Raw genomic sequence first — 21779 nt, 5'->3', positions numbered from 1 at the left:
CATACTCGACGACAGCCATGAGCACCCAGACACCCGCCGCCCCTGACCAGACCACCGCCCCCGACCTGCTGTCGGTGGCGATGGTGACCCTCGGCTGCGCGCGCAACGAGGTCGACTCCGAGGAGCTCGCCGGCCGCCTCGAGGCCGGCGGGTTCCGGCTCGTCGACGACGCCTCCGAGGCCGACACGGTCGTGGTCAACACCTGCGGCTTCGTCGAGGCCGCCAAGAAGGACTCCGTCGACACCCTGCTCCAGGCCGCCGACCTCAAGACCGAGCACGGCGGCAAGGCGCAGGCGGTCGTGGCCGTCGGCTGCCTGGCCGAGCGCTACGGCAAGGACCTGGCCGAGTCGCTGCCCGAGGCCGACGCCGTGCTGGGCTTCGACGACTACCCCGAGATCGCGGCGCGGCTGCGCTCGATCGTGGCGGGGGAGACCCACGAGACGCACACGCCCCAGGACCGGCGCCGGCTGCTGCCGATCAGCCCGGTCGAGCGGGCCGCGACCGAGCTGGCCGTGCCCGGCCACGGCGACGTCACCACGGTCGGCCAGGGCGGGCCCGCGACCGGCCCGCGCGCCGTACGCCGACGCCTCGACTCGGGGCCGATGGCGCCGCTCAAGCTGGCCTCGGGCTGCGACCGCCGCTGCTCGTTCTGCGCGATCCCCGCCTTCCGGGGCTCCTTCGTCTCGCGCCGGCCGGCCGACGTGCTGACCGAGGGGCGGTGGCTGGCCACCCAGGGGGTGCGCGAGCTGTTCCTGGTCTCGGAGAACTCCACGTCCTACGGCAAGGACCTCGGCGACCTGCGCCTGCTCGAGACGATGCTGCCCGAGCTGGCCGCCATCGAGGGTGTGGAGCGGGTGCGGGTCTCCTACCTGCAGCCCGCCGAGACCCGACCGGGGCTGATCGAGGCGATCGCCACGACGCCCGGCGTGGTGCCCTACTTCGACCTCTCCTTCCAGCACGCCAGCAACGCCGTGCTGCGCCGGATGCGCCGCTTCGGCGACCCGGAGAGCTTCCTGGGCCTGCTCGAGCAGGTCCGCTCGTTCGCGCCGCTGGCCGGGGTGCGCTCCAACGTCATCGTCGGCTTCCCCGGCGAGAGCGAGGACGACCTCGAGACGCTGTGCGACTTCCTGGTCGCCGCGCGGATGGACGTCACCGGGGTCTTCGGCTACTCCGACGAGGACGGCACCGAGGCGGCCCGCCTCGACGGCAAGCTCGACGAGGACGAGGTGCGCGCGCGCACCGAGCACGTCACCGCCCTGGTCGAGCAGCTCAACTCCGAGCGCGCCGAGGAGCGCGTCGGCGAGCGCGTCGAGGTGCTCGTCGAGGCCCTGCTCGACGAGGACGGCGACCCGCTGGCCTCCGGCCGTGCGGCCCACCAGGGCCCCGAGGTCGACGGCACCACCTACCTGCCCGAGTCCGCTGGGCTGCGCATCGGCGACTTGGTGCCGGCCATGGTGACCGGCACCGACGGCGTCGACCTGATCGCCGAGGAGATCCGATGACCGAGCCCACCAGCGAGCGGTCGGGCGCCGCGCAGTCGACGCGCCCGAGCAACTGGAACCTGCCCAACGCGCTGACGACGCTGCGCATCGTGATGGTGCCGTTCTTCGGCGCCGCGCTGCTGGTCGACGGCGGCGACTCCGCGACCTGGCGCACCGTGGCCTACGTGATCTTCGCGCTCGCCATGATCACCGACAAGATCGACGGCGACATCGCGCGGGCCCGCAACCTGGTCACCGACTTCGGCAAGATCGCCGACCCCATCGCCGACAAGGCGATCACCGGCATGGCCCTGATCGCCCTGGCCATCGTGGGCGACGTCTGGTGGTGGGTCACGATCGTGGTGCTGCTGCGCGAGTGGAGCGTCACCCTGATGCGCCTCTCGGTCGCCAAGCGGGTGGTGATCGCCGCCAAGGACCTGGGCAAGTGGAAGACCACGGCGCAGGCGCTGGCGCTGGGCGGGCTGACCCTGCCGCTGCGCGACCCCGACCTGCCCGACGTGCTCGAGGTGCCCGGCGAGGTGCTCTTCTACCTCGCCCAGGTGCTGCTGGCGGCGGCTGTCGCGCTGACCCTGTGGTCGGGCTGGGAGTTCTTCCGCGACCTGTGGAGGCAGCGCCACACGCTGCGCGGCCCCCGGGGCTGAGAGCCCTCTTTCACGAACGGCCACGACCCGACAACGGGAGATCTTGCCGAGTCGTGGCCGCCCGCGGTGGCAGTGGTTGACCGGATTGTGCTTTCGGGATGTCTGGACATCCAAGGTTCACGTGCCGGAAGCATTTGAGGCCCTCACGACGGATACGTTGCGCTCGCCGTATCCGGATAACCGTAAGGACCCACACACGTGTCATCTCGCACCCTGGCGGGACGGGCCACCCGTCCCCTCGCCGTCGGGCTGGGGCTGGGCCTCGCCGCCAGCGCCCTGACCCTCACCACCACCACCGCGGCGTACGCCGCGGACCCGGTGTCGATCACCCTGCTGAACATCAACGACTTCCACGGTCGCATCGATGCCAACACCACCAGGTTCGCCACGACCATCGAGCAGATCCGTGCCGACAAGGGCGAGGCCAACACCTTGTTCCTCTCGGCCGGTGACAACATCGGTGCGTCGGTCTTCGCCTCCAACGTGCAGGACGACGAGCCGACCATCGAGGTGCTCAACGCCCTCGAGCTCGCCTCCTCCGCCGTCGGCAACCACGAGTTCGACAAGGGCTTCGCCGACCTGACCGGTCGCGTGGCGGGCCTGGCCGACTGGAGCTACCTGGGCGCCAACGTCTATGCCGAGGGCACCCAGGAACCCGCCCTGCGCGAGTACGACACCTTCGAGGTCAACGGAGTGACGGTGGGCGTGATCGGCGCCGTCACCCAGGAGACCCCCACCCTGGTCAGCTCGAGCGGCGTCGCCGGCCTCGACTTCGGTGACCCGGTCGAGGCCGTCAACCGTGTCGCTGCCCAGCTGTCCGACGGCGACGACGCCAACGGCGAGGCTGACGTGATCGTGGCTGAGTACCACGAGGGTGCCGGCGCTGGTGTCCCGGACGGCTCCACGCTGGAGGAGGAGGTCGCGAACGGCGGAGCCTTCGCTGAGATCGTCAACAGCACCGACGCCGAGGTCGACGCCATCTTCACCGGCCACACCCACAAGCAGTACGCCTGGGACGCTCCCGTCCCTGGGGAGACGGGCACGACGCGCCCGATCGTGCAGACCGGTTCGTACGGCGAGAACATCGGCCAGATCGACCTCAGCGTCGACCCGGAGAGCGGTGACGTCACGGCTTCGGCCGGCCAGAACGTCGCCCGCGCCGCCGAGGAGGACCTGTCCTACCCCCGGGTCGCCGAGGTCAAGACGATCACGGACGCGGCCATCGAGTTCTCCCAGGAGATCGGCAACCAGCCGGTCGGCGAGATCACCGACGACATCACCACCGCCTTCGGCGGCGGCTCGTACGTCGACGGGGAGTGGACCGGCGGCGGGCGCGACAACCGCGCCGAGGAGTCGGCCATGTCGCACCTGGTTGCCCAGGCGCTTCTCGACGGTTTGCCCTTCGGCGAGCCCGACATCGGCCTGACCAACCCCGGCGGGCTGCGTGCGGACTTCCTGTACGCCGGCAACACCGCGGAGAACCCGCAGAACACCGACGGTGTCGTCACCTTCGCCGAGGCGAACTCGGTGCTGCCCTTCGGCAACACCATCGTCACCGCCGAGCTCAGCGGCGCCGACCTGATCACCATCTTCGACCAGCAGTGGCAGACCGCCGAGTCGCCGGAGGACCCGACGCCCAGCCGTCCCTACCTGGCGCTGGGTGCCTCGGAGAACGTCGACGTCGTGGCCGACCCGACTGCCCCGACCGGCGAGCACATCCTGTCTCTCAAGATCGACGGTGAGGAGGTCGACCCGCAGGCGACGTACTCGGTCGCGACCTTCAACTTCCTGGCCGAGGGCAACGACAACTTCCGCGCCTTCCGCAACGCCGAGGTCACCGACTCGGGGATCAGCGACGCCGAGCTCTTCCGTGACTACATCGCCGAGAGCTCGCCGATCAGCCCCGACCACGACCAGCGCCAGATGCTCGTCGACACCGACGACAGCGGCGTCAACGGCGGGGCCAGCGAGACGATCGAGGTGACCAAGCTCGGGCTCACCTCCCTCGGGTCGCCCGAGGACTCCTCGGTGACCGTCACTGGTGGCGGCGAGGAGCTCGGTACGTTCCCGGTCGTCGACCGGGCCGCCAGCATCGTGGTCGACGTGCCGGTCGAGCTGATCGGTGACTCGATCACCCTCACCAGCGAGCAGGGCGTCACCGCGACCCTGCCGGTGCTCAAGGCCGAGCCGGCCATGACGCTGAAGCGCAAGCCGGGCAAGGTTGTTGCTCGCCAGACGAAGATCAAGGTCATCACCCGCGTCCGCGTCGGTGAGGAAGCAGCCGAGGGCCGGGTTCGTGTCCGTGTCCCGGGCGGCCAGACCTTCGCCGGTCGTCTCAACGACAACGGGCGCGTCGTCATCAAGGTCACCAAGACCTTCGGCCGCCCCGGCGGCAAGAAGGTCGTCGTGACCTACCTGGGTGACGACACCACCGACCAGGCCTCGAAGACGCTGCGCTTCAAGGTCCGCTGATCCACCCGTCAGGCCCGCCGACCCCACGTCGGCGGGCCTGACGACCTCTCGGTTGTTCTCCTCCCTCCTCGGAAGGCTTCTCCATGCCCATCTCCACCCGGGCCAGCCGTCGGCTGGCCCCCCTCCTCGCCGGGTCGCTGGGCCTCGCGGCCCTGGCGACCGGCGTGACGCTGGCACCGGCCCACGCCGCCAGCACCGGTCTCGTGATCAGCGAGGTCTACGGCGGCGGCGGCAACTCCGGCGCCACCTACACCCACGACTTCATCGAGCTGCACAACCCCACCGACGCCGCGATCAGCGTCGACGGCATGTCGGTGCAGTACCGCTCGTCCACCGGGACGACGGCGCAGGTCACCGAGCTGAGCGGGTCGGTGCCCGCGGACGGCCACTACCTCGTGCAGCAGGCGCAGGGCTCGGGCGGCACGACCGCGCTCCCCACGCCGGACGCCGCCGGCACCATCGCCATGTCGGGCTCGAACGGCCAGGTCTACCTGGTGAACGGCACGCAGGCGCTGACCACCGCCGAGGTCCCGGGCTCCGGCGACGTCGCCGGCAGCACCGCCTTCGTCGACATGGTCGGCTTCGGCAGCGCCGCGGTCTACGAGACCGCGGCCACTCCGAGCCTCAGCAACACCACCTCGGCCGCTCGCACCTCGCCCGACGCCGACGACAACGCCGCCGAGTTCACCACCGGCGCGCCCGCCCCGCAGAACAGCGGCGGCCAGGAGCCCGAGCCGGAGCCGGAGCCCACCGAGGTCTCGGTCCCCGAGATCCAGGGTGACGGCGCGACCTCGCCGCTCGACGGTGACCCGGTCATCACCACCGGTGTCGTCACCGCCGCGCCGCAGTACCTCTACGGCTTCTATCTGCAGGACCCGCAGGGCGACGACGACCCGGCCACCTCCGACGCGGTGTTCGTCTACTACCCGCAGGGCTCCGGCAGCGTCACCGTCGAGCCCGGTGACCACGTCGAGGTCACCGGCGAGGTCGACGAGTACGCCGGCCAGACCCAGGTCGTCTCCTCCGAGACCGGCACCGTCGAGCTCACCGAGCCCGCCGGAGACGTGACGGCGTACGCCGGCGAGTGGCCGGCCACCGACGCGGCCAAGGAGTCGCTCGAGGGCATGCTCTTCAGCCCCGAGGGCGACTTCACCGTCACCAACACCTACTCGACCAACCAGTACGGCGAGGTCGGCCTGGCGGTGGGCGACAAGCCGCTGATCCAGCCCACCGAGGTCGTCGACGCCCAGGACGAGGCGGCCGTCGAGGCCGTCGAGGCCGACAACGACGCGCGCGCCATCACCCTGGACGACGGGTCGAGCACCGACTACACCCGCAACGGCTCGCTCACCCCGGCCTACGTCTCCAACGAGCACCCGGTGCGCGTGGGGGCGGCGGTCGAGTTCACCGAGGACGTCATCCTGACCCAGGGCGGCTCGCCGAGCGCGCCGACGTACCGCTTCCAGCCGTTGGAGTCCGTGGACGGCGAGGACTTCCCGGCGACCTCGCCGGCGACCTTCGAGAACACCCGCACCGACGCCCCGGACGCCGCCCAGGTCGCGGCCGACGGCACCCCGGACGTCACGGTGGCCTCGTTCAACGTGCTGAACTACTTCACCACGCTGGGCGACGCCGACGACGACAACGTCGGTGACGGCGGCTGCACGTCGTACAACGACCGTGACGGCGACGGCAACAACGTGCGCGGCGGTTGCGACCAGCGCGGCGCCTGGGACCCCGAGGACCTCGAGCGCCAGCAGGAGAAGATCGTCGCGGCGATCAACGCCCTCGACGCCGACGTCGTTGGCCTGATGGAGATCGAGAACTCGGCGGCTCTCGGAGAGGCCGTCGACGAGGCGACCGAGTCGCTGGTGGCGGCGCTGAACGCCGACGCCGGTGCCGGCACGTGGGCGGCCAACCCGTCCTCGAGCGAGCTGCCCGCCGCGAGCGAGCAGGACGTGATCACCAACGCGATCATCTACAAGCCGGCCGTCGTCGAGCGTGTCGGCGAGGCTCGGGCCCTGGGTGACCAGAGCGCCGGCGGCCAGGCCTTCGGCAACGCCCGCGAGCCGATCGGCCAGGTCTTCGCCCCCGTGGAGGGCGGCGAGGAGTTCCTCTTCGTGGTCAACCACTTCAAGTCCAAGGGCTCCGGCACCGACGACGGCACCGGCCAGGGCAACGCCAACCCCGACCGCGTCGCCCAGGCGACCGCGCTCGAGGCCTGGGTGCCGACTGTCCAGGACGAGACCGGCACCGAGGCCGTGCTGCTCGTGGGTGACTTCAACTCCTACTCGATGGAGGACCCCCTGCAGGTCCTCTACGAGGGTGGCTACACCAACGTTCAGGAGATCTCCCCGGTCGAGGAGTGGTCCTACTCCTTCAGCGGTCTCTCCGGCTCGCTGGACCACGTGCTGGCCAACGACGCGGCCCTCGAGCTGGCCACCGGCACCGACATCTGGAACATCAACTCGGGTGAGTCGGTGGCCATGGAGTACAGCCGCTTCAACTACCACGGCACCGACTTCCACGAGGCGGGCCCGTTCCGCTCCAGCGACCACGACCCGGTCGTGCTGGGCCTCGACCTGGTCGCCGACGAGCCCGAGCTGCTCGAGGCCGACATCGCCGTGAAGGTCGCCCCCAAGCGCCCGCGCGCCGACCGGCACCGCGCCACCTTCAAGATCGAGGTGAGCGCCGACGGCGCCACGCCGACCGGTGAGGTCGTCGTCGACCTGCCCGGCAAGCGGGACCTCGTCGGCGAGCTCAACGCCGCCGGCAAGGTCGTGCTGAAGATGACCGAGCCGTTCGGCAGCGCGGGGGAGAAGACCGTGGTCGTCCGCTACGCCGGTGACGAGCTCGTGGCCGCCTCCGAGGAGACCACCACCCTCGTCGTCCGCAAGGCGAAGAAGGTCAAGAAGAACAAGTAGTACGCACGATCGGCACCCACGACCCGCCCGGGCCTCCCGGGCGGGTCGTGGTGCGTCCGGAGCACGCACGAGCAGTCAGTTTCGCACCACCGACCGGTCGCTTTTGCACCATCGACCGGTCGGTTTCGCACCGTGTAGACCGTCTCGAAAAAGTTTTCGATGTGCCTGTGGAAAACTGCTTCTGACCTGGTAGTTTGTCGGTGGGTCCTGAGATACTTCATTCATGGCCACCACCGCGGCGCACCCCATCGGCGGTGCTGTCGCGCGGGTGCACGCCACCCTTGACGAGGTGGCTGGTACGCCGGTGTGGTCGATGAGCCAGGAGGCCACCGCGCAGACGTTGGTCGAGGTCTCCCGGGCCGAGGCCCGGTTGGTGGAGGTGCGCTCGCAGCTGTTGTCGCACGCCGAGACGGTGGCGGTGGCGGAGACGAATGCGTCGCCGTCGGTGGCGGTGTGGCACTCCAACGCGACCCGGTCGACGAAGCGGGAGTCGTTCCGCCAGGTGCGTCTCGCTGAGGGTCTCGACCGGTACGACCTGGTGCGGGAGGCACTGGGTCGTGGCGAGGTGGTGGCGGAGCAGGCGTCGGTGATCTGCACGGCGCTCGATGAGCTGCCTGACGACCTCGACGCCGGCGTGTTGGAGCAGGCGGCGAAGGCGCTGGTGGCGTTCGCGGAGGTCCACGACGCGAAGGCGCTCCGTGTCCTGGGGCGACGGATCCTGGAGGTGGTGGCACCGGAGGTGGCCGAGGCGTGGGAGGCCGAACAGCTGGACCGTGAGGAGCGGGAGGCGGAGAAGTCGGCGGTGTTCCGGATGCGTGAGGACGGCCACGGTCGGATCAAGGGATCGTTCACGGTGCCGCTGCTGGTGGGTCAGATGCTGGAGCGGGCGCTGCTGGCGTTCGCCGCACCGAAGCACCAGATCGCCACCCGCGAGGCTCAAGAGGAGCAGAGCGAGGCGCCGGTGCCGGTACGCCGCCCCACCGCGCAGCGGCTCGGTGCCGCGTTCGTGGAGCTCGTCGAACGCCTCGACCCCCACGACCTGCCCAAGGCGGGTGGGGTGAACGCCACGGTGGTGGTGACGATGAGCCTCGACTCACTCAAGGACGGCCTGGTGGCCGCCACCCTCGACACCGGGGACCGGATCAGTGCCGCCACTGCACGCCGGCTGGCCTGTGAGGCCGGTGTTGTCCCGGTCGTGTTGGGCGGCAAGAGCCAGCCTCTGGATGTGGGGCGTGCGAAGCGGTACTTCACCCCGGCCCAGCGGATCGCGATGGGCATCCGTGACGGTGGCTGCACCGCACGGGGCTGTGACGCCCCGCCAGCGATGTGCCACGCCCACCACGACGACCCCTGGTCCTGCCACGGCCACACCGACCTCGCCCGAGGACGGCTGTTGTGTCCCTTCCACCACCGCCGCATCCATGACCCGGAATACGAGAGCGATGTCGGTGGCGACAACCAGGTCACCTTCCACCGACGGACGTAGGAGAGGTCTGCTCGGTTCTCACCGGGTCTCGGCGACGCTCGTCGCTGGCGCTCCTCCCTGCTCGACCAACGGTGCTGCCGTGCGTCCGTTGGTTGAGGAGGTTGCGCAGCAACCATCTCGAAACCCGGTGAGCCCACGGCGTACGGCGGGTGGTCGCGGTGGGCGGTCACCTCACGGGGTCTCGGCGTCGCTCGTCGCTGGCGCTCCTCCCTGCTCGACCAACGGCGCCGTTGGTTGAGGAGGTTGCGCAGCAACCATCTCGAAACCCGGTGAGTCCATGGCGTACGGCGAGCGGGCACCTCACGGGGTCTCGGCGTCGCTCGTCGCTGGCGCTCCTCGCTGCTCGACCAACGGCGGTGGTCGCCGTCGTCGCTGGCGCTCCTCCCTGCTCGACCAACGGCGGAGGAGCTGGTGCCGGCTCGGCGGGAAGTGCTGCCGGGTCGGCTCAGGTGTCGGCGGCGTGGCGGGCGAGGGCGAAGGCCGCCTGGGTGAGGGTCAGGTGGCTGAAGGCCTGGGGGAAGTTGCCGACCATCCGGCCGGTGCCCGGGTCGTACTCCTCGGCGTAGAGCCCGACGTCGTTGGCGAGCCCGACCAGCCGGTCGTAGAGGGCGGTGGCGTCCTCGACCCGGCCGGCCTCGGCGTAGGCCTCGACCAACCAGAACGAGCAGGCCAGGAACGGGTGCTCGTCGCCCTCGAGGCCGTCGACACCCGAGCCGGTGCGGTAGCGCAGCACCAGCCCGTCACGCAGCAGGTCCTCCTCGACGGCGCGGATCGTGCCCAGCATGCGGGGGTCGTCGCCCGCGACGAGGCCGAACGAGGCCAGCGTGAGCAGCGAGGCGTCGACCTCCAAGGTGTCGTAGTGCTGGGTGAAGGTGCCCCGCTCCTCGTCGTAGCCCCGGGTCAGCACCTGCTCGCGGACCTCGTCGCGCAGGCGGCGCCACTCGTCGACGGGGCCGTCGAGCCCGTGCTTCTCCACCGCTCGCACGGCCCGGTCGAACGCGACCCACACCAGGGCCTTTGAGTGGGTGAAGTGCTGCAGGTCGCCGCGCATCTCCCAGATGCCGCAGTCGGGCTCCTCCCAGTTCTCCGCCAGGCTCGACAGCAGCGCCTTCTGCAGCTCCCAGGCGTTCCCGTCGGGTTCGTCCATCACCTCGCGCACCTTCTCGAGGGCGTCCATCACCTCACCGATGACGTCGTGCTGGAGCTGGTCGACCGCGCCGTTGCCGACCCGGACCGGTCGCGAGTCCTCGTAGCCGGGCAGGTGCTCGAGCTCGCGCTCGTCGAGGCGACGCGAGCCGTCGACGGCGTACATCACCTGCAGGTCGTGCGGGTCGCCCGCGACCGCGCGCAGCAGCCAGTCGCGCCACAGCATGGCCTCGTCGGTGTAGCCGGCCTCGAGCAGCGAGCCCAGCGTGAGCGCGGCGTCGCGCAGCCAGCAGTAGCGGTAGTCCCAGTTGCGGGAGCCGCCGAAGGTCTCCGGCAGCGAGGACGTGGGCGCCGCGACGATGCCGCCGGTCGCCTCGTGCGTCATCAGCCGCAGCGTCAGCAGCGAGCGCTTGACCGTCTCGGGGTGGCGCAGGTCGGTGCGGCACAGCTGTGCCCAGTCCTCGTCCTTCTCGATCGTCTCGCGGATCCGGTCCTCGAGGTCGCCCAGCTCGTCGAGCCGCTGGTGCGAGGGCACCCAGACCATCGAGTACGTCAGCTCCTGGCCGGCCTCGACGTCGAACTCGTCGTTGTGCGTGTGGTCGCGCGCCTCGGGCAGTCGTGGCCCGCGCAGGACCAGCCGGTCGGGTCCTGCCACCGCGGTGATGACCTGCTCGCCGCCGATCTCCTCGCGTCGCACCCAGGGCGTCACCTCGCCGTACTCCATCCGCACCCGCCACTGCAGGCACAGGCGCACCGTCCCCGCGACGCCGCGGATGCGGCGCACCAGGTCGGCGCGTCCGTCGCCGGTGGGCATCAGGTCGGTGAGGGTCACCGTGCCGGTCGGGGTGCGGAAGGTCGTCTCGAGCACCGACGAGGAGGACAGGTAGCGCCGGCTGGACTCGTAGTCGCCCTCGGGCTCGATCTGCCAGTGCCCGTGCTCCTCGGTGCCGAGCAGGGCCGCCATGCAGGCGGGGGAGTCGAAGCGCGGCAGGCACAGCCAGTCGACCGAGCCGTTGCGACCGACCAGGGCGGCGGTGCGCCGGTCGCCGATGAGGGCGTAGTCCTCGATGCGCAGAGCCATGGCCCCGACCCTACGTGTGCGACGCTCACCTCCATGGCCCACGAGACGGACCCCGCGGCCGCGCTGCACGCGCGGCTGCAGGCACGCGGCGAGACCCTGGCGACCGCGGAGTCGCTGACCGGGGGGCTGCTGGCGGGGCTGCTCACCGACGTGCCCGGCGCCTCCGTGTCGTACGTCGGCGGGGTGGTCGCCTACGCCACCGAGCTCAAGCAGGCGCTGCTGGGCGTGCCCGCCGAGCTGGTCGCCGAGCACGGCGTGGTCTCGGCGCCGTGCGCCGAGGCGATGGCCGCGGGCGCGCTCACGGCCACGGGCGCGACCTGGGCGCTGAGCACCACCGGTGTCGCCGGGCCCACGCGCCAGGACGGGCACCCGCCCGGCACCGTCTTCGTCGGCGTCGCCGGCCCGGGCCTGCTGACGTCGTCGCGGCTCGCGCTGGTCGGCGAGCGCGAGCAGGTGCGTCGCGACACGTGCGCCCGGGCGGTGTCGGTGCTCGTCGACATCCTGGAAGGGTGTGCCCGGGAAGAAGGGGACCTCCGCTAGTGTTGGCCCCCACGAAGGCCGGACCTCCACGGTCGGGCTCGCGCAGTCAGGAGATCCGCATGGTGCTGTTTCGTCGGTTGCTCGGCGACGTGCTCCGCGCGCAGCGCGTCGAGCGCGGGATGACCCTGCGCGAGGTCTCCGCCCAGGCCCGCGTCAGCCTCGGCTACATCTCCGAGATCGAGCGCGGCCAGAAGGAGGCGTCCTCCGAGCTGCTGGCCTCGCTGTGCGGCGCCCTGGACGTGCCGCTCTCCTCGGTGCTGCGCTCGGTCTCCGACGCGGTGGCCCTCGAGGAGGCGCTGAGCGCCGCCACCCCGATCGTCCCGCGCCCCGCGGCCACCGGTCGCAGCCGCGACGACGTCGTCGCCTCCGCCGCCTGAGCCCGTCGGCTCTGCCGGACTGGACCACCGCCGGGTAAAAGTTCGTCGTACGGCCCGCCGAACAGGCGATTTCGCCGTGCGCGACCCCGTGACCGGGTGGACTGTCCCTCGTTGTCGCACCGGTGGCCTCGGGCCGCCACGAGCGGACGCGCACCCGGGCGCGCCGCCGACGAGAGGACCCCATGCGTCGTCGGTTCCCGACCCTGTCCCACCTGGTGACCGCGGGAGCGCTGGCCCTCGGGCTGGTCGCCGCCCTGCCACCCGCCTCCGCAGCACCCGCCGCTCCCGCAGGCACGGCCTCCGCCGCCCCGGCCAGGAGCGTGCTCGACGGCGTCTTCGACGCCCTGCCCGGCTTCGAGCTGCCCCAGGACGCCGCCGAGCGGGTGCGGGTGCGGCCCGACGAGTTCACGGCGTTCGACGTCGACGTCAGCGCGCTGGCCGGCCGGCTCGACCGGGCTCCCTCGACCGGTGCCGCCCGCCGCGGCGCCGAGCCCCTGACCGTGCGCCTGCCCGACCCCGACGGCACCCTGCAGGCCTTCGAGGTCGTCGAGGACCCCGTCATGCAGGCCGGTCTCCAGGCCGCCCACCCCGACATCCGCACCTTCGCGGGCCGCCAGGCCGACGACCCGGCGCGCACCGTGCGCCTCGACGTCACGCCGATGGGCGTGCACGCCTCGGTGCGCGGCCTGTCGGGTCGCGACACCTGGTACCTCGACCCGGTCGTGACCGCTCCCGGCACCACCGAGCACGTCAGCTACCACCGCTCCGCGCTCCCCGAGGGCCCGCACCTCGAGGAGTCCGGGCTGGTCACCTCGCTGCTCGACCAGGCCGGCGCCAGGGCCACCCGGTCGGCCCCGCCAGCACGAGCGGCCCAGGTGGCCCAGGCGCGCACCGAGCCCGGCGCCGCGGTGACCCGCCGCACCTACGCCCTGGCCCTGGTCACCGATCCGGCGTACGCCGCCTACTTCGGCACCGGCGGCCAGCCCGCCGACCCGGCGGTGGTGCTGGCCGAGAAGGTGACGCTGATGAACCGCGTCAACCAGGTCTACAACGACGACATGGCCATCCACCTGCAGATGGTCGACGGCAGCGAGGCGCTGAACCTCGACACCGCCGCCAGGGCCACCGAGCCCGGCGGCCCCTGCGGCGAGAGCCCCTGCTTCGAGGCCGCCGACCTCGAGACCGGTGGCTGCACCGGTGGCCTGCTCGACCGCAACGTCTTCGTCGCCGGCCAGCTGATCGGCGCCGACCGGTTCGACGTCGGCCACATCATGCTCGGCACCAACGGCGGCGGCGTGGCCTACCTCGGCGTCGTGGGCGAGGGCCTCAAGGCCGGCGGCTGCACCGGGCTGCCGTTCCCCGAGGGCGACTTCATGGCCGTCGACTACGTGGCGCACGAGCTGGGCCACCAGTTCGCCGGCAACCACACCTTCGACGGCGACCAGGGCGCCTGCTCGGGCCTGAACCGCAACCAGGGCACCTCCGTCGAGCCGGGCTCGGGCTCCTCGGTGATGGCCTACGCCGGCATCTGCGGCACCGACGACCTGCAGCCGCACACCGACCCCTACTTCTCGCAGCGCACCATCGACGAGTTCACCGCCCACGTCACCAAGGCGCCGACGAGCTACGGCGAGGAGCAGACGCTCACCTTCGGCGGCTTCGACACGCCCGGCGACACGGTCAACCTGCGCTACGAGGACCGCGTGACCTCGATCGTGCGCGGCACCACGACCTACAACGTCCTCAACGTGACCCAGCAGATGCGCGCCCTCACCGGCGCCGCCGTGACCCTCGAGGGGTACGACGGCTCGGTGCTCAGCCTCAACGACGGCGGCTTCACCGTGCGCTGGCCCGACACCGACGACCACCCGCGCATCACCGTCACCGACACCACCGACGCCGGGGGCGACCCGCTCACGGCCTACGTCGGCGTGCCGGTCGAGGGCGGCCCGGCCACCAACCAGGGCTCGACCACGACCGTCACCGACAACCACGCCCCGACGGTGACCGCCCCGGCCGACAGGACCATCCCGGTGCGCACCCCGTTCACGCTCACCGGCTCGGGCGGCGACGTCGACGGCGACCCGCTGCTCTACCTGTGGGAGCAGAACGACACCGGCGGCACCACCGGTCGGTCCCTGACCAGCAGCCGGACCTCCGGCCCGCTGTTCCGGGTCTTCGGCACCAGCGCCGACGTCTCGCTCGAGGACTCGCTGCTCTACGACTCGCCGGGCCAGAACGAGGCGAGCGGCGACCCGTCTCGCACCTTCCCCGACCTGGCCCAGGTGCTCGCCGGCACCACCAACGCCGCCACCGGCGCCTGCCCGGCCGTGAGCGGCGAGGAGGTCCCGCCCGCCGCGCTGGACTGCTTCTCCGAGCTGCTGCCGACGGCCGCGCGCACCCTGCGCTTCCGGCTCACCGCCCGCGACCAGTTCCCCACCGGCGGCGGCACCCAGCACGACGACGTCGCCCTGACCGTGGGCTCGGCCGGGCCGTTCCGGGTCACCTCCCAGCCCGCCCCGGGCCAGGGCCTGCCGCAGGCCACGGTGATCGGCGGCAGCGCGGGCACCATCACCTGGGACGTCGCCGGCACCGCCGCGGCGGCGTACGCCCCGCAGGTGCGCATCACGTTGTCGACCGACGGCGGCGCGACCTTCCCGGTCGAGCTGGCCGCGAGCACGGCCAACGACGGCAGCCACGACGTCACCTGGCCGCAGGAGCGCACCAGCCGCGCGCGGGTGCGGGTCGAGGCGGTCGACAACTACTTCTTCGACGTCAACCGGGCCGACTTCGCCATCGAGCCCTCGCTCTCGGTCAGCGCCGGCTCCGAGGCCGAGCAGGTCCAGCACAGCGACTCCTTCGACGAGCCGGTGGTGGTGACGCTCAGCGCCGCCCAGGTCGACGGCGACGAGCTGGCGCTCGAGGTCAGCGGCCTGGCCGGGCTCGGCGTGACCCGGGTCTCGGCGACCTCCGACGGGGTCCGCCCCGGCGTGGCCCGCTTCGAGGTCGACGGGCCGGTCACCGCCGACGTCGGCGACGCGGTCGTCACCCTGGCCGGCTCCGCGCCCGGCGGGCTGCTGGCCACCGACCGCCTCGACGTCACGGTGCTGGCCGAGGACGGCACGGTCGACTACACCGGCCCGACCACGGTGCGGGCCACCCAGGACCCGCAGCCGGTGGTGCTGAGCGCGAGCGTCGCCCAGGCCGACGACGGCGAGCCCGGCGACCTGACCACGGCGACGGTCGCCTTCGTCGACCGCGACGGCGGCGAGGTGCTGTGCTCCGACGCCCCCGACGCCCAGGGCCACGCGGAGTGCGCGGCGCTGATCGACGTCGACGGCGCGAGCACGACCTACACCGTGGGCACCACGCTGGCCGGCCGCTTCGCCCGCGACGACCGGGCCGACGACACCGTCGTCACGGTGCTCTCGGGCAGCGCGGCGGCGCCGAGCACCATCATCAGGTCGGGCCCGGGCGAGGACTCCTTCCCGCGCAGCGGCACCGTGGTCTTCGAGCTGGCCTCCGACGACAGCGGGGCGAGCTACGACTGCACCCTCGACGGGGCAGAGGTCGACTGCGCCGACGGCGAGGCCAGGCTGGGCGGCCTGACCCAGGGCACGCACCGCTTCAGCGCCACGGCCCGCTCCGCGGGCGGGGCCACCGACCCCACCCCCGCGACGCGGACCTTCGGAACGCCCTTCTCGGCTGATCGGATCACCCAGGAGAGCGACGGCTGGAAGCTGCGCCGGGGCGGGCGCTACTACGCCGATCGGTTCCTGCGTACCGGCAGTCGGGGCGAGGTGCTCGGCCTCGACGTGACCCGGGCGACGAAGATCGTGCTCGTCGCCACCAAGGCGCGCCGCCACGGCCGGGTCAGGGTGCTGCTCGACGGCAAGGTGCTCAAGAAGGCCGACCTGTCTCGCTCGCGCACCAAGAACGGTGCGGTCGTCACGGTCGCCCGATCCTCCAGCCCGCTGACCGGCCGGCTGCAGATCAGGACCCTGCGCAACAGGACCGTCAAGATCGAGGGGGTCGGCGTGATCAGCGCGCCCCCGGCGCGTCGGGCGCGGGACGCGGGGGTGTGAGGGGCTCCGGCTGGCAGCGCGGGCACCAGTAGATCGCCCGTTCGCGTCCGGGTGGGCCCTGCCGGTCCACCCGGACAGCCGTCGCGCACCGCCGGCAGGGCGAGCGCTCGCGGCGGTAGACCCACGTGCGCTGGCGCTCGCGCAGGTCGCCGGTGGTCGACTGCACGGCCCGCTCCTTGTTGAGCTGCAGCATCTGGCGCCCGCGGCGCACCGCCCGCGCGAGGTCGGGCACCTCACCGACCGGCAGCCTCGGGTGCAGGCCGGAGACGAAGCAGAGCTCGGCGACGTACATGTTGCCGAGCCCGGCGAGGCGGGTCTGGTCGCGCAGCGCGTCGCCCACCTCGCGGTCGGGCTCCTCGCGCAGCCGGCGCAGCGCCTCGTCCTCGTCCCAGTCGGGGCCGAGCAGGTCGGGGCCGAGGTGGCCGACGACCTGGTCCTCGTCGGCGGTGGGCAGCAGCTCGACGACACCGAGGGAGAAGCCGACCGCCGTGACCGTGCCGTCCCCGAGGACCACGCGGGCCTGGTAGGCCGGTCGCGACCAGCGGCGCCCCGGCGCCAGCACCCGCCACGCACCCTCCATCTTGAGGTGGGTGTGCAGGGTCAGCGGCGGGCCGTCGGGCGGGTGCAGCCGGGTGAGCAGGTGCTTGCCGCGCGAGACGGTGCCCTCGACCCGCGAGCCCACGAGGTCGGCCGTCGCGTGCTGCGGCACCCGCAGGTCGGCGACGGTGAGCACGTGGTCGGCCAGCGCCCGGTCGAGCAGCCGGGCGGCGCGGTAGACGGTGTCGCCCTCAGGCACGGCCGGTCCTCAGCCGCAGGCCCCGCGGGGTGGAGACGAAGCCGGCCGCGGTCAGCGCCTCGCGCAGCGGGGTGTCGCCCCGGCCCAGCAGCTGCTCGCCGTCGGCCTTCTCGACCGTGAGCCGCCCCAGCGCCCCGCGCCCGACGGCCTCGGCCAGGGCGGCCGCCGCGGGGTGCAGCAGGTCGGGCTCGTCGCTCCAGGTCAGCAGGGTGCGGCCGCCACGCTCGACGTAGAGCACCAGCCGCCCGTCGACGAGCACGACCATCGCCCCCGCCTTGCGGCCGGGCCGGTGCCCGCTCTCGGCGTCGTCGCGCGCCGGCCAGGCGAGCGCGGCGCCGTAGGGGTTGGCCGGGTCGGTGGCGGCCAGCGCGATGGCCAGCGGCTCGCGCTCGCTCGGGTCGCCGGGTCCGGGCTCGCCGCCGACGGCCCCGTCGGCGAAGGTGCGCAACCGGTCGACCGCGCCGGCGGTGCCGAACTGGGCGGCGCCCAGCCCGTCGACGAAGTACCCCCGACGGCAGCGACCGGTGTCCTCGAAGGCCGAGAGCACCTTGTAGACGGCCGCGAAGCCGCCCGGCACCCGCTCGCTGACCACCGCGCCGCGGGTCACCACTCCGTGCCGGTCGAGCAGCCGCTCGGCCACGGCCTTGGCGCGCCGGGTCGGGTCGGGGTCGGTGCCCGGCAGCACCGCCCAGCGTCCCGCCGTCTCCGGGGGGCCGCCCCGCGCCGGGGTCAGCCGGGCGCCGGCGCCGGTGGTCGAGCCCATCCGCGGCGAGCCCATCCGGGTCCGCGGCGGTGGGCGCCGCGTGCGGTGGCTGGCGGTGCCGGTGCGGGTCAGCGCACGCAGCGGGGTCAGCGTGTCGTTGCTGACCCGCCCGGCCCACACCAGCTCCCACAGCGCCGTCGAGAGGGCCTGGTCGGTGGCCTCGACCCCGGCGGCGCGCACGGCGTCGGCGAGCTGGCGGAAGAAGTAGGCACCGCCGCCGGCGAGGGCGTCGAGGACCGCCTGCCCGGCCTCGGAGTGCTCGGGCACCTGCGGCTCGGGCAGGGTCAGCTCGGCGGAGTCGGCCAGGTGCAGCGAGACCCAGCCGTCGGAGCCCGGCAGGGTGCCGTGCCCGGACCACACCACCTCGCCCGAGGCCGTCAGCTCGTCGAGGTACGACGTCTCGTAGTCGCGCACGCGCGCGGCCAGCACCAGCGGCTCGAGCGCCGAGGCCGGCACCGGGCAGCCGGCCAGCTGGTCGACCGCGGACAGCACGCCGTCGACGCCGCGCAGGCCGCCGCGACCGCCGGCCCGACCACCGGGCCGACCACCGGGCCGACCACCGGGGGAGGGCGCCGCCGCCCACACGTGCTGCCAGGCGCCCAGGAAGCGGCCCAGGGCGTCGGGCTCGACCGGCTCGACCTCCTTGCGCAGGCGGGCCAGCGAGCGGCGGCGCAGCTTGCGCAGCACCTCGGCGTCGCACCACTCGGTGCCCGAGCCCGACGGGCGGAACTCGCCGTCGAGCACCCGGCCCTGGGAGGCCAGGCGCTGCAGGGTCTGGCGGACCACCGCCGTGCCCAGCCCCAGGCGGGTGGCCACGTCGTCGACCGTGAACGGCCCGTGGGTGCGGGCGTGGCGCGAGACCAGGTCGCCGATCGGATCGTCGACGGGGTCGGTGAAGGCGTCGGGGGTGCCCGGCGGCACCGGCACGCCCAGGCCGTCGCGCAGGCGGCCGACGTCCTCGATGGCGCACCAGCGCTCGGTGCCGCCCATCCGCACCTCGACGACGCGGCGGGCGGCCACCAGCTCGGCGGCCCAGGCGTCGACCTCGGCGTCGGGCACCGAGCGGGCCACGACCTCCTCGCGCGAGAGCGGCCCGAGCAGCCGCAGCAGGTCGGCCAGGCCCTCGGAGCCGCGAGCCCGGCGGTCCTCGGCGAGGCGCTGGAGCTCGGCCTCGACCTCCTCGAGCACCGCGGGGTCGAGCAGCTCGCGCAGCTCGGCGCGCCCCAGCAGCTCGGCCAGCAGGCCCTGGTCGAGGGAGAGCGCGGCGGCGCGGCGCTCGGCGATGGGGGAGTCGCCCTCGTAGACGAACTGGGCGACGTAGCCGAACAGCAGGCTGCGCGCGAAGGGCGAGGGCGCGTGGGTGGTGACGTCGGCGACCTGCACCTCGCGCCGGTCGACGCGGCGCATCAGCCCGATCAGGCTGGGCAGGTCGTAGACGTCCTGCAGGACCTCGCGCACCGCCTCGAGCACGATCGGGAAGGAGGGGTAGCGCGAGGCGACCTCGAGCAGCGCGGCCGAGCGCTGCCGCTGCTGCCACAGCGGGGAGCGGCGCCCCGGGTCGCGGCGCGGCAGCAGCAGCGCGCGGGCCGCGCACTCGCGGAAGCGGGAGGCGAACAGCGCGGACCCACCGACCTCCTGGGTGACCAGGTCGTCGATCTCGTCGGGCTCGAAGACCACGACCTCGGCCCCGGGCGGCTCGGCGTCGGTGTCGGGGATCCGGATCACGATGCCGTCGTCGGAGGCGACCGCCTGGCCGTCGACGCCGTAGCGCTCGCGCAGGCGCGCGTTGATCGCCAGCGCCCACGGAGCGTGCACGGGCGTGCCGTAGGGGGAGTGCAGCACCAGGCGCCAGTCGCCGAGCTCGTCGCGGAAGCGCTCGACGAGCAGGGTGGTGTCGGTGGGCAGCAGGTTGGTGGCCTCGAGCTGCTCGTGGAAGTAGGTGACCAGGTTGCCCGCGGCGTACTCGTCGAGCCCGTTCTCCCGCGCCCGGGCCTCGGCCTTGGCGCGCGGCATCGACCCCAGCTCGCGGGTGAAGGCGCCGACCGCCGCGCCGAGCTCGGCCGGGCGGCCCAGGCTGTCGCCCTTCCAGAACGGCAGCCGCCCGGGGACGCCGGGGGCGGGAGTCACCAGCACCCGGTCGTGGGTGATGTCCTCGATGCGCCAGCTGGTGGCGCCCAGCGCGAAGACGTCGCCGACGCGGGACTCGTAGACCATCTCCTCGTCGAGCTCGCCGACCCGTCGGCCCGGCCCTTCGCCCCCGACGAGGAAGACGCCGAAGAGGCCGCGGTCGGGGATGGTGCCGCCGCTGGTGACGGCCAGCCGCTGCGCGCCGGGGCGCCCGGTCAGCTCGCCGGTGACGCGGTCCCACACGATGCGCGGGCGCAGCTCGGCGAACTCGTCGCTGGGGTAGCGCCCGGCGAGCAGGTCGAGCACGCCGTCGTACGCCGATCGCGGCAGCCCGGCGAAGGACGCCGAGCGCTTGAACAGCTCGAAGAGCTCGTCGACGCCCCACGGCTCGAGCGCGGTGGCGGCGACGACCTGCTGGGCGAGCACGTCGAGCGGGTTGGTGGGCACCCGCAGCGACTCGATCGCCCCCGACCGCATCCGCTCGACCGCCACCGCTGTCTGGGCCAGGTCGCCGCGGTGCTTGGGGAACAGCACGCCGCGCGAGACCTCGCCGACCTGGTGGCCGGCGCGCCCCACGCGCTGCAGGGCGCTGGCGACGCTGGGCGGCGACTCGATCTGCACGACGAGGTCGACCGCGCCCATGTCGATGCCGAGCTCGAGGCTGCTGGTGGCGACCACGGCCGGCAGCCGGCCGCGCTTGAGGTCGTCCTCGATGAGGGCGCGCTGCTCCTTGGAGACCGAGCCGTGGTGGGACTTGGCGATCACCGGTGCGCTGCCCTCGGTGGCGCCCGACTGGCCCATCGCCTGGGCCGGGACCTTGTCGCCCGGCGCGGGCTCGACCCCGGCACGCTCGGCGGCGATCTCGTTGAGCCGGGCGGTCAGCCGCTCGGAGAGCCGGCGGGAGTTGGCGAAGACGATGGTCGAGCTGTGCTGCTCGATCAGGTCGACCACGCGCTCCTCGACGTGCGGCCAGATGCTCGAGACCCGCTCGGCGCCGCCGCCCGGGTCGTCGTCGTCGCCGGGAGCGTCGTCGAAGGCCCCGCCGGGGCTGGTCATGTCCTCGACCGGCACCACCACCGACAGGTCCCACTGCTTCTCGCTGGGCGGGGAGACGACCTCGACCGGGGCGGTGCCGCCGAGGTAGCGGGCGACCTCCTCCACCGGGCGCACCGTGGCGGACAGGCCGATGCGCTGCGCGGGCCGGTCGAGCAGCGCGTCGAGCCGCTCGAGCGAGACCCCCAGGTGGGCCCCGCGCTTGGTGCCGGCGACCGCGTGCACCTCGTCGACGATCACCGTCTGCACCCCGCGCAGCGCCTCGCGGGCCTGCGAGGTGAGCATCAGGAACAGCGACTCGGGCGTGGTGATCATGACGTCGGGGGGCGCGGTGACCATCTTGCGCCGGTCGGCGGCGCTGGTGTCGCCCGAGCGGACCCCCACCCGCACCTCGGGCAGCTCGGTGCCCAGGCGCGCGGCGGTGTGGCGGATGCCGGTCAGCGGGGCGCGCAGGTTGCGCTCGACGTCGACGGCCAGCGCCTTGAGCGGCGAGACGTAGAGGACGCGGCAGCGCTGCTGCTTGTCGCTGGGCGGGGGGTCGGTGAGCAGCCGGTCGATCGACCAGAGGAAGGCGCTCAGCGTCTTGCCCGAGCCCGTCGGGGCGACGACCAGCGCGTGCCGCCCGGCGCCGATGGCCTCCCACGCACCTGCCTGGGCGGGCGTGGGCACCGCGAACGCGGCCGCGAACCAGGTGCGGGTGGGCTCGCTGAAGCGCTCCAGGGCGGCGTGGGGGGCGACGACGTCGGGCACCGGGCAAGTCTGGCCCACGGCACCGACAACGGGTCC

At 73.2% G+C, this 21779-nt stretch carries 11 protein-coding genes; 8 read left to right on the top strand and 3 right to left on the bottom strand.

Features of this window, described 5'->3' with window-relative positions:
- Nucleotides 1–68 precede the first annotated feature (68 nt).
- The 5 genes from rimO (at nucleotide 69) to JOE61_RS02055 (ending at nucleotide 9025) form a co-directional block, all read left to right on the top strand.
- Nucleotides 69–1502, top strand: coding sequence for a 30S ribosomal protein S12 methylthiotransferase RimO (gene rimO, locus JOE61_RS02075; protein ID WP_227491838.1), 1434 nt, complete (start codon nucleotides 69–71; stop codon nucleotides 1500–1502).
- Nucleotides 1499–2143: a CDP-diacylglycerol--glycerol-3-phosphate 3-phosphatidyltransferase gene (pgsA, locus tag JOE61_RS02070; RefSeq protein ID WP_193669280.1), complete on the top strand. Its 645-nt coding sequence runs from the start codon at nucleotides 1499–1501 to the stop codon at nucleotides 2141–2143. Before rimO ends, pgsA begins: the two co-directional genes overlap by 4 nt.
- Before the next feature lie 198 nt (nucleotides 2144–2341).
- Complete coding sequence (locus JOE61_RS02065; RefSeq protein WP_193669281.1) at nucleotides 2342–4615, top strand: bifunctional metallophosphatase/5'-nucleotidase; 2274 nt, start codon at nucleotides 2342–2344, stop codon at nucleotides 4613–4615.
- A gap of 83 nt (nucleotides 4616–4698) precedes the next feature.
- Nucleotides 4699–7539 carry an ExeM/NucH family extracellular endonuclease gene (locus JOE61_RS02060; RefSeq protein ID WP_193669282.1) on the top strand — a complete coding sequence of 947 codons (2841 nt, stop codon included), beginning with the start codon at nucleotides 4699–4701 and terminating at the stop codon, nucleotides 7537–7539.
- Nucleotides 7540–7762: 223 nt separating this feature from the next.
- Entirely contained in the window at nucleotides 7763–9025 is a 1263-nt protein-coding gene (locus JOE61_RS02055) for an HNH endonuclease signature motif containing protein (protein WP_193669283.1), read from the top strand.
- 445 nt (nucleotides 9026–9470) lie between these two features.
- Here the strand turns inward: JOE61_RS02055 and JOE61_RS02050 are convergent, their stop codons facing one another.
- Nucleotides 9471–11252, bottom strand: coding sequence for a glycoside hydrolase family 15 protein (locus JOE61_RS02050; RefSeq protein ID WP_193669284.1), 1782 nt, complete (start codon nucleotides 11250–11252; stop codon nucleotides 9471–9473).
- Between the two features lie 33 nt (nucleotides 11253–11285).
- Here JOE61_RS02050 and JOE61_RS02045 point away from each other — a divergent pair, with 33 nt between their 5' ends.
- From JOE61_RS02045 to JOE61_RS02035, 3 genes are all read left to right on the top strand, one after another.
- Nucleotides 11286–11792, top strand: a complete 507-nt coding sequence (locus tag JOE61_RS02045; protein ID WP_193669285.1) for a CinA family protein — start codon at nucleotides 11286–11288, stop codon at nucleotides 11790–11792.
- A 53-nt stretch (nucleotides 11793–11845) separates the two neighbouring features.
- Entirely contained in the window at nucleotides 11846–12169 is a 324-nt protein-coding gene (locus tag JOE61_RS02040; RefSeq protein ID WP_443678580.1) for a helix-turn-helix domain-containing protein, read from the top strand.
- 182 nt (nucleotides 12170–12351) lie between these two features.
- Complete coding sequence (locus JOE61_RS02035) at nucleotides 12352–16254, top strand: reprolysin-like metallopeptidase (protein WP_193669287.1); 3903 nt, start codon at nucleotides 12352–12354, stop codon at nucleotides 16252–16254.
- Here the strand turns inward: JOE61_RS02035 and JOE61_RS02030 are convergent.
- Together JOE61_RS02030 and JOE61_RS02025 are read right to left on the bottom strand one after the other, a co-directional pair.
- A complete protein-coding gene (locus tag JOE61_RS02030) occupies nucleotides 16211–17050 on the bottom strand; it encodes a DNA-formamidopyrimidine glycosylase family protein (RefSeq protein ID WP_193669288.1) in 840 nt (279 codons plus the stop codon). The two genes, JOE61_RS02035 and JOE61_RS02030, sit on opposite strands and share 44 nt — an antisense overlap.
- Nucleotides 17043–21743, bottom strand: a complete 4701-nt coding sequence (locus JOE61_RS02025) for an ATP-dependent helicase (protein ID WP_193669289.1) — start codon at nucleotides 21741–21743, stop codon at nucleotides 17043–17045. Before JOE61_RS02025 ends, JOE61_RS02030 begins: the two co-directional genes overlap by 8 nt.
- Between the last annotated feature and the right edge of the window lie 36 nt (nucleotides 21744–21779).

The sequence above is a fragment of the Nocardioides salarius genome, assembly GCF_016907435.1.
Classification (GTDB): Bacteria; Actinomycetota; Actinomycetes; order Propionibacteriales; family Nocardioidaceae; genus Nocardioides; species Nocardioides salarius.
This window is presented reverse-complemented; position numbering and strand designations above follow the sequence as displayed.

Excerpts from the sequence above, each read along its gene's own strand:
- JOE61_RS02035 (WP_193669287.1), top strand. The coding sequence starts at position 12,352 with ATGCGTCGTCGGTTCCCGACCCTGTCCCACCTGGTGACCGCGGGAGCG.
- JOE61_RS02060 (WP_193669282.1), top strand. The coding sequence starts at position 4,699 with ATGCCCATCTCCACCCGGGCCAGCCGTCGGCTGGCCCCCCTCCTCGCC.
- pgsA (WP_193669280.1), top strand. The coding sequence starts at position 1,499 with ATGACCGAGCCCACCAGCGAGCGGTCGGGCGCCGCGCAGTCGACGCGC.
- JOE61_RS02045 (WP_193669285.1), top strand. The coding sequence starts at position 11,286 with ATGGCCCACGAGACGGACCCCGCGGCCGCGCTGCACGCGCGGCTGCAG.
- JOE61_RS02050 (WP_193669284.1), bottom strand. The coding sequence starts at position 11,252 with ATGGCTCTGCGCATCGAGGACTACGCCCTCATCGGCGACCGGCGCACC.
- JOE61_RS02055 (WP_193669283.1), top strand. The coding sequence starts at position 7,763 with ATGGCCACCACCGCGGCGCACCCCATCGGCGGTGCTGTCGCGCGGGTG.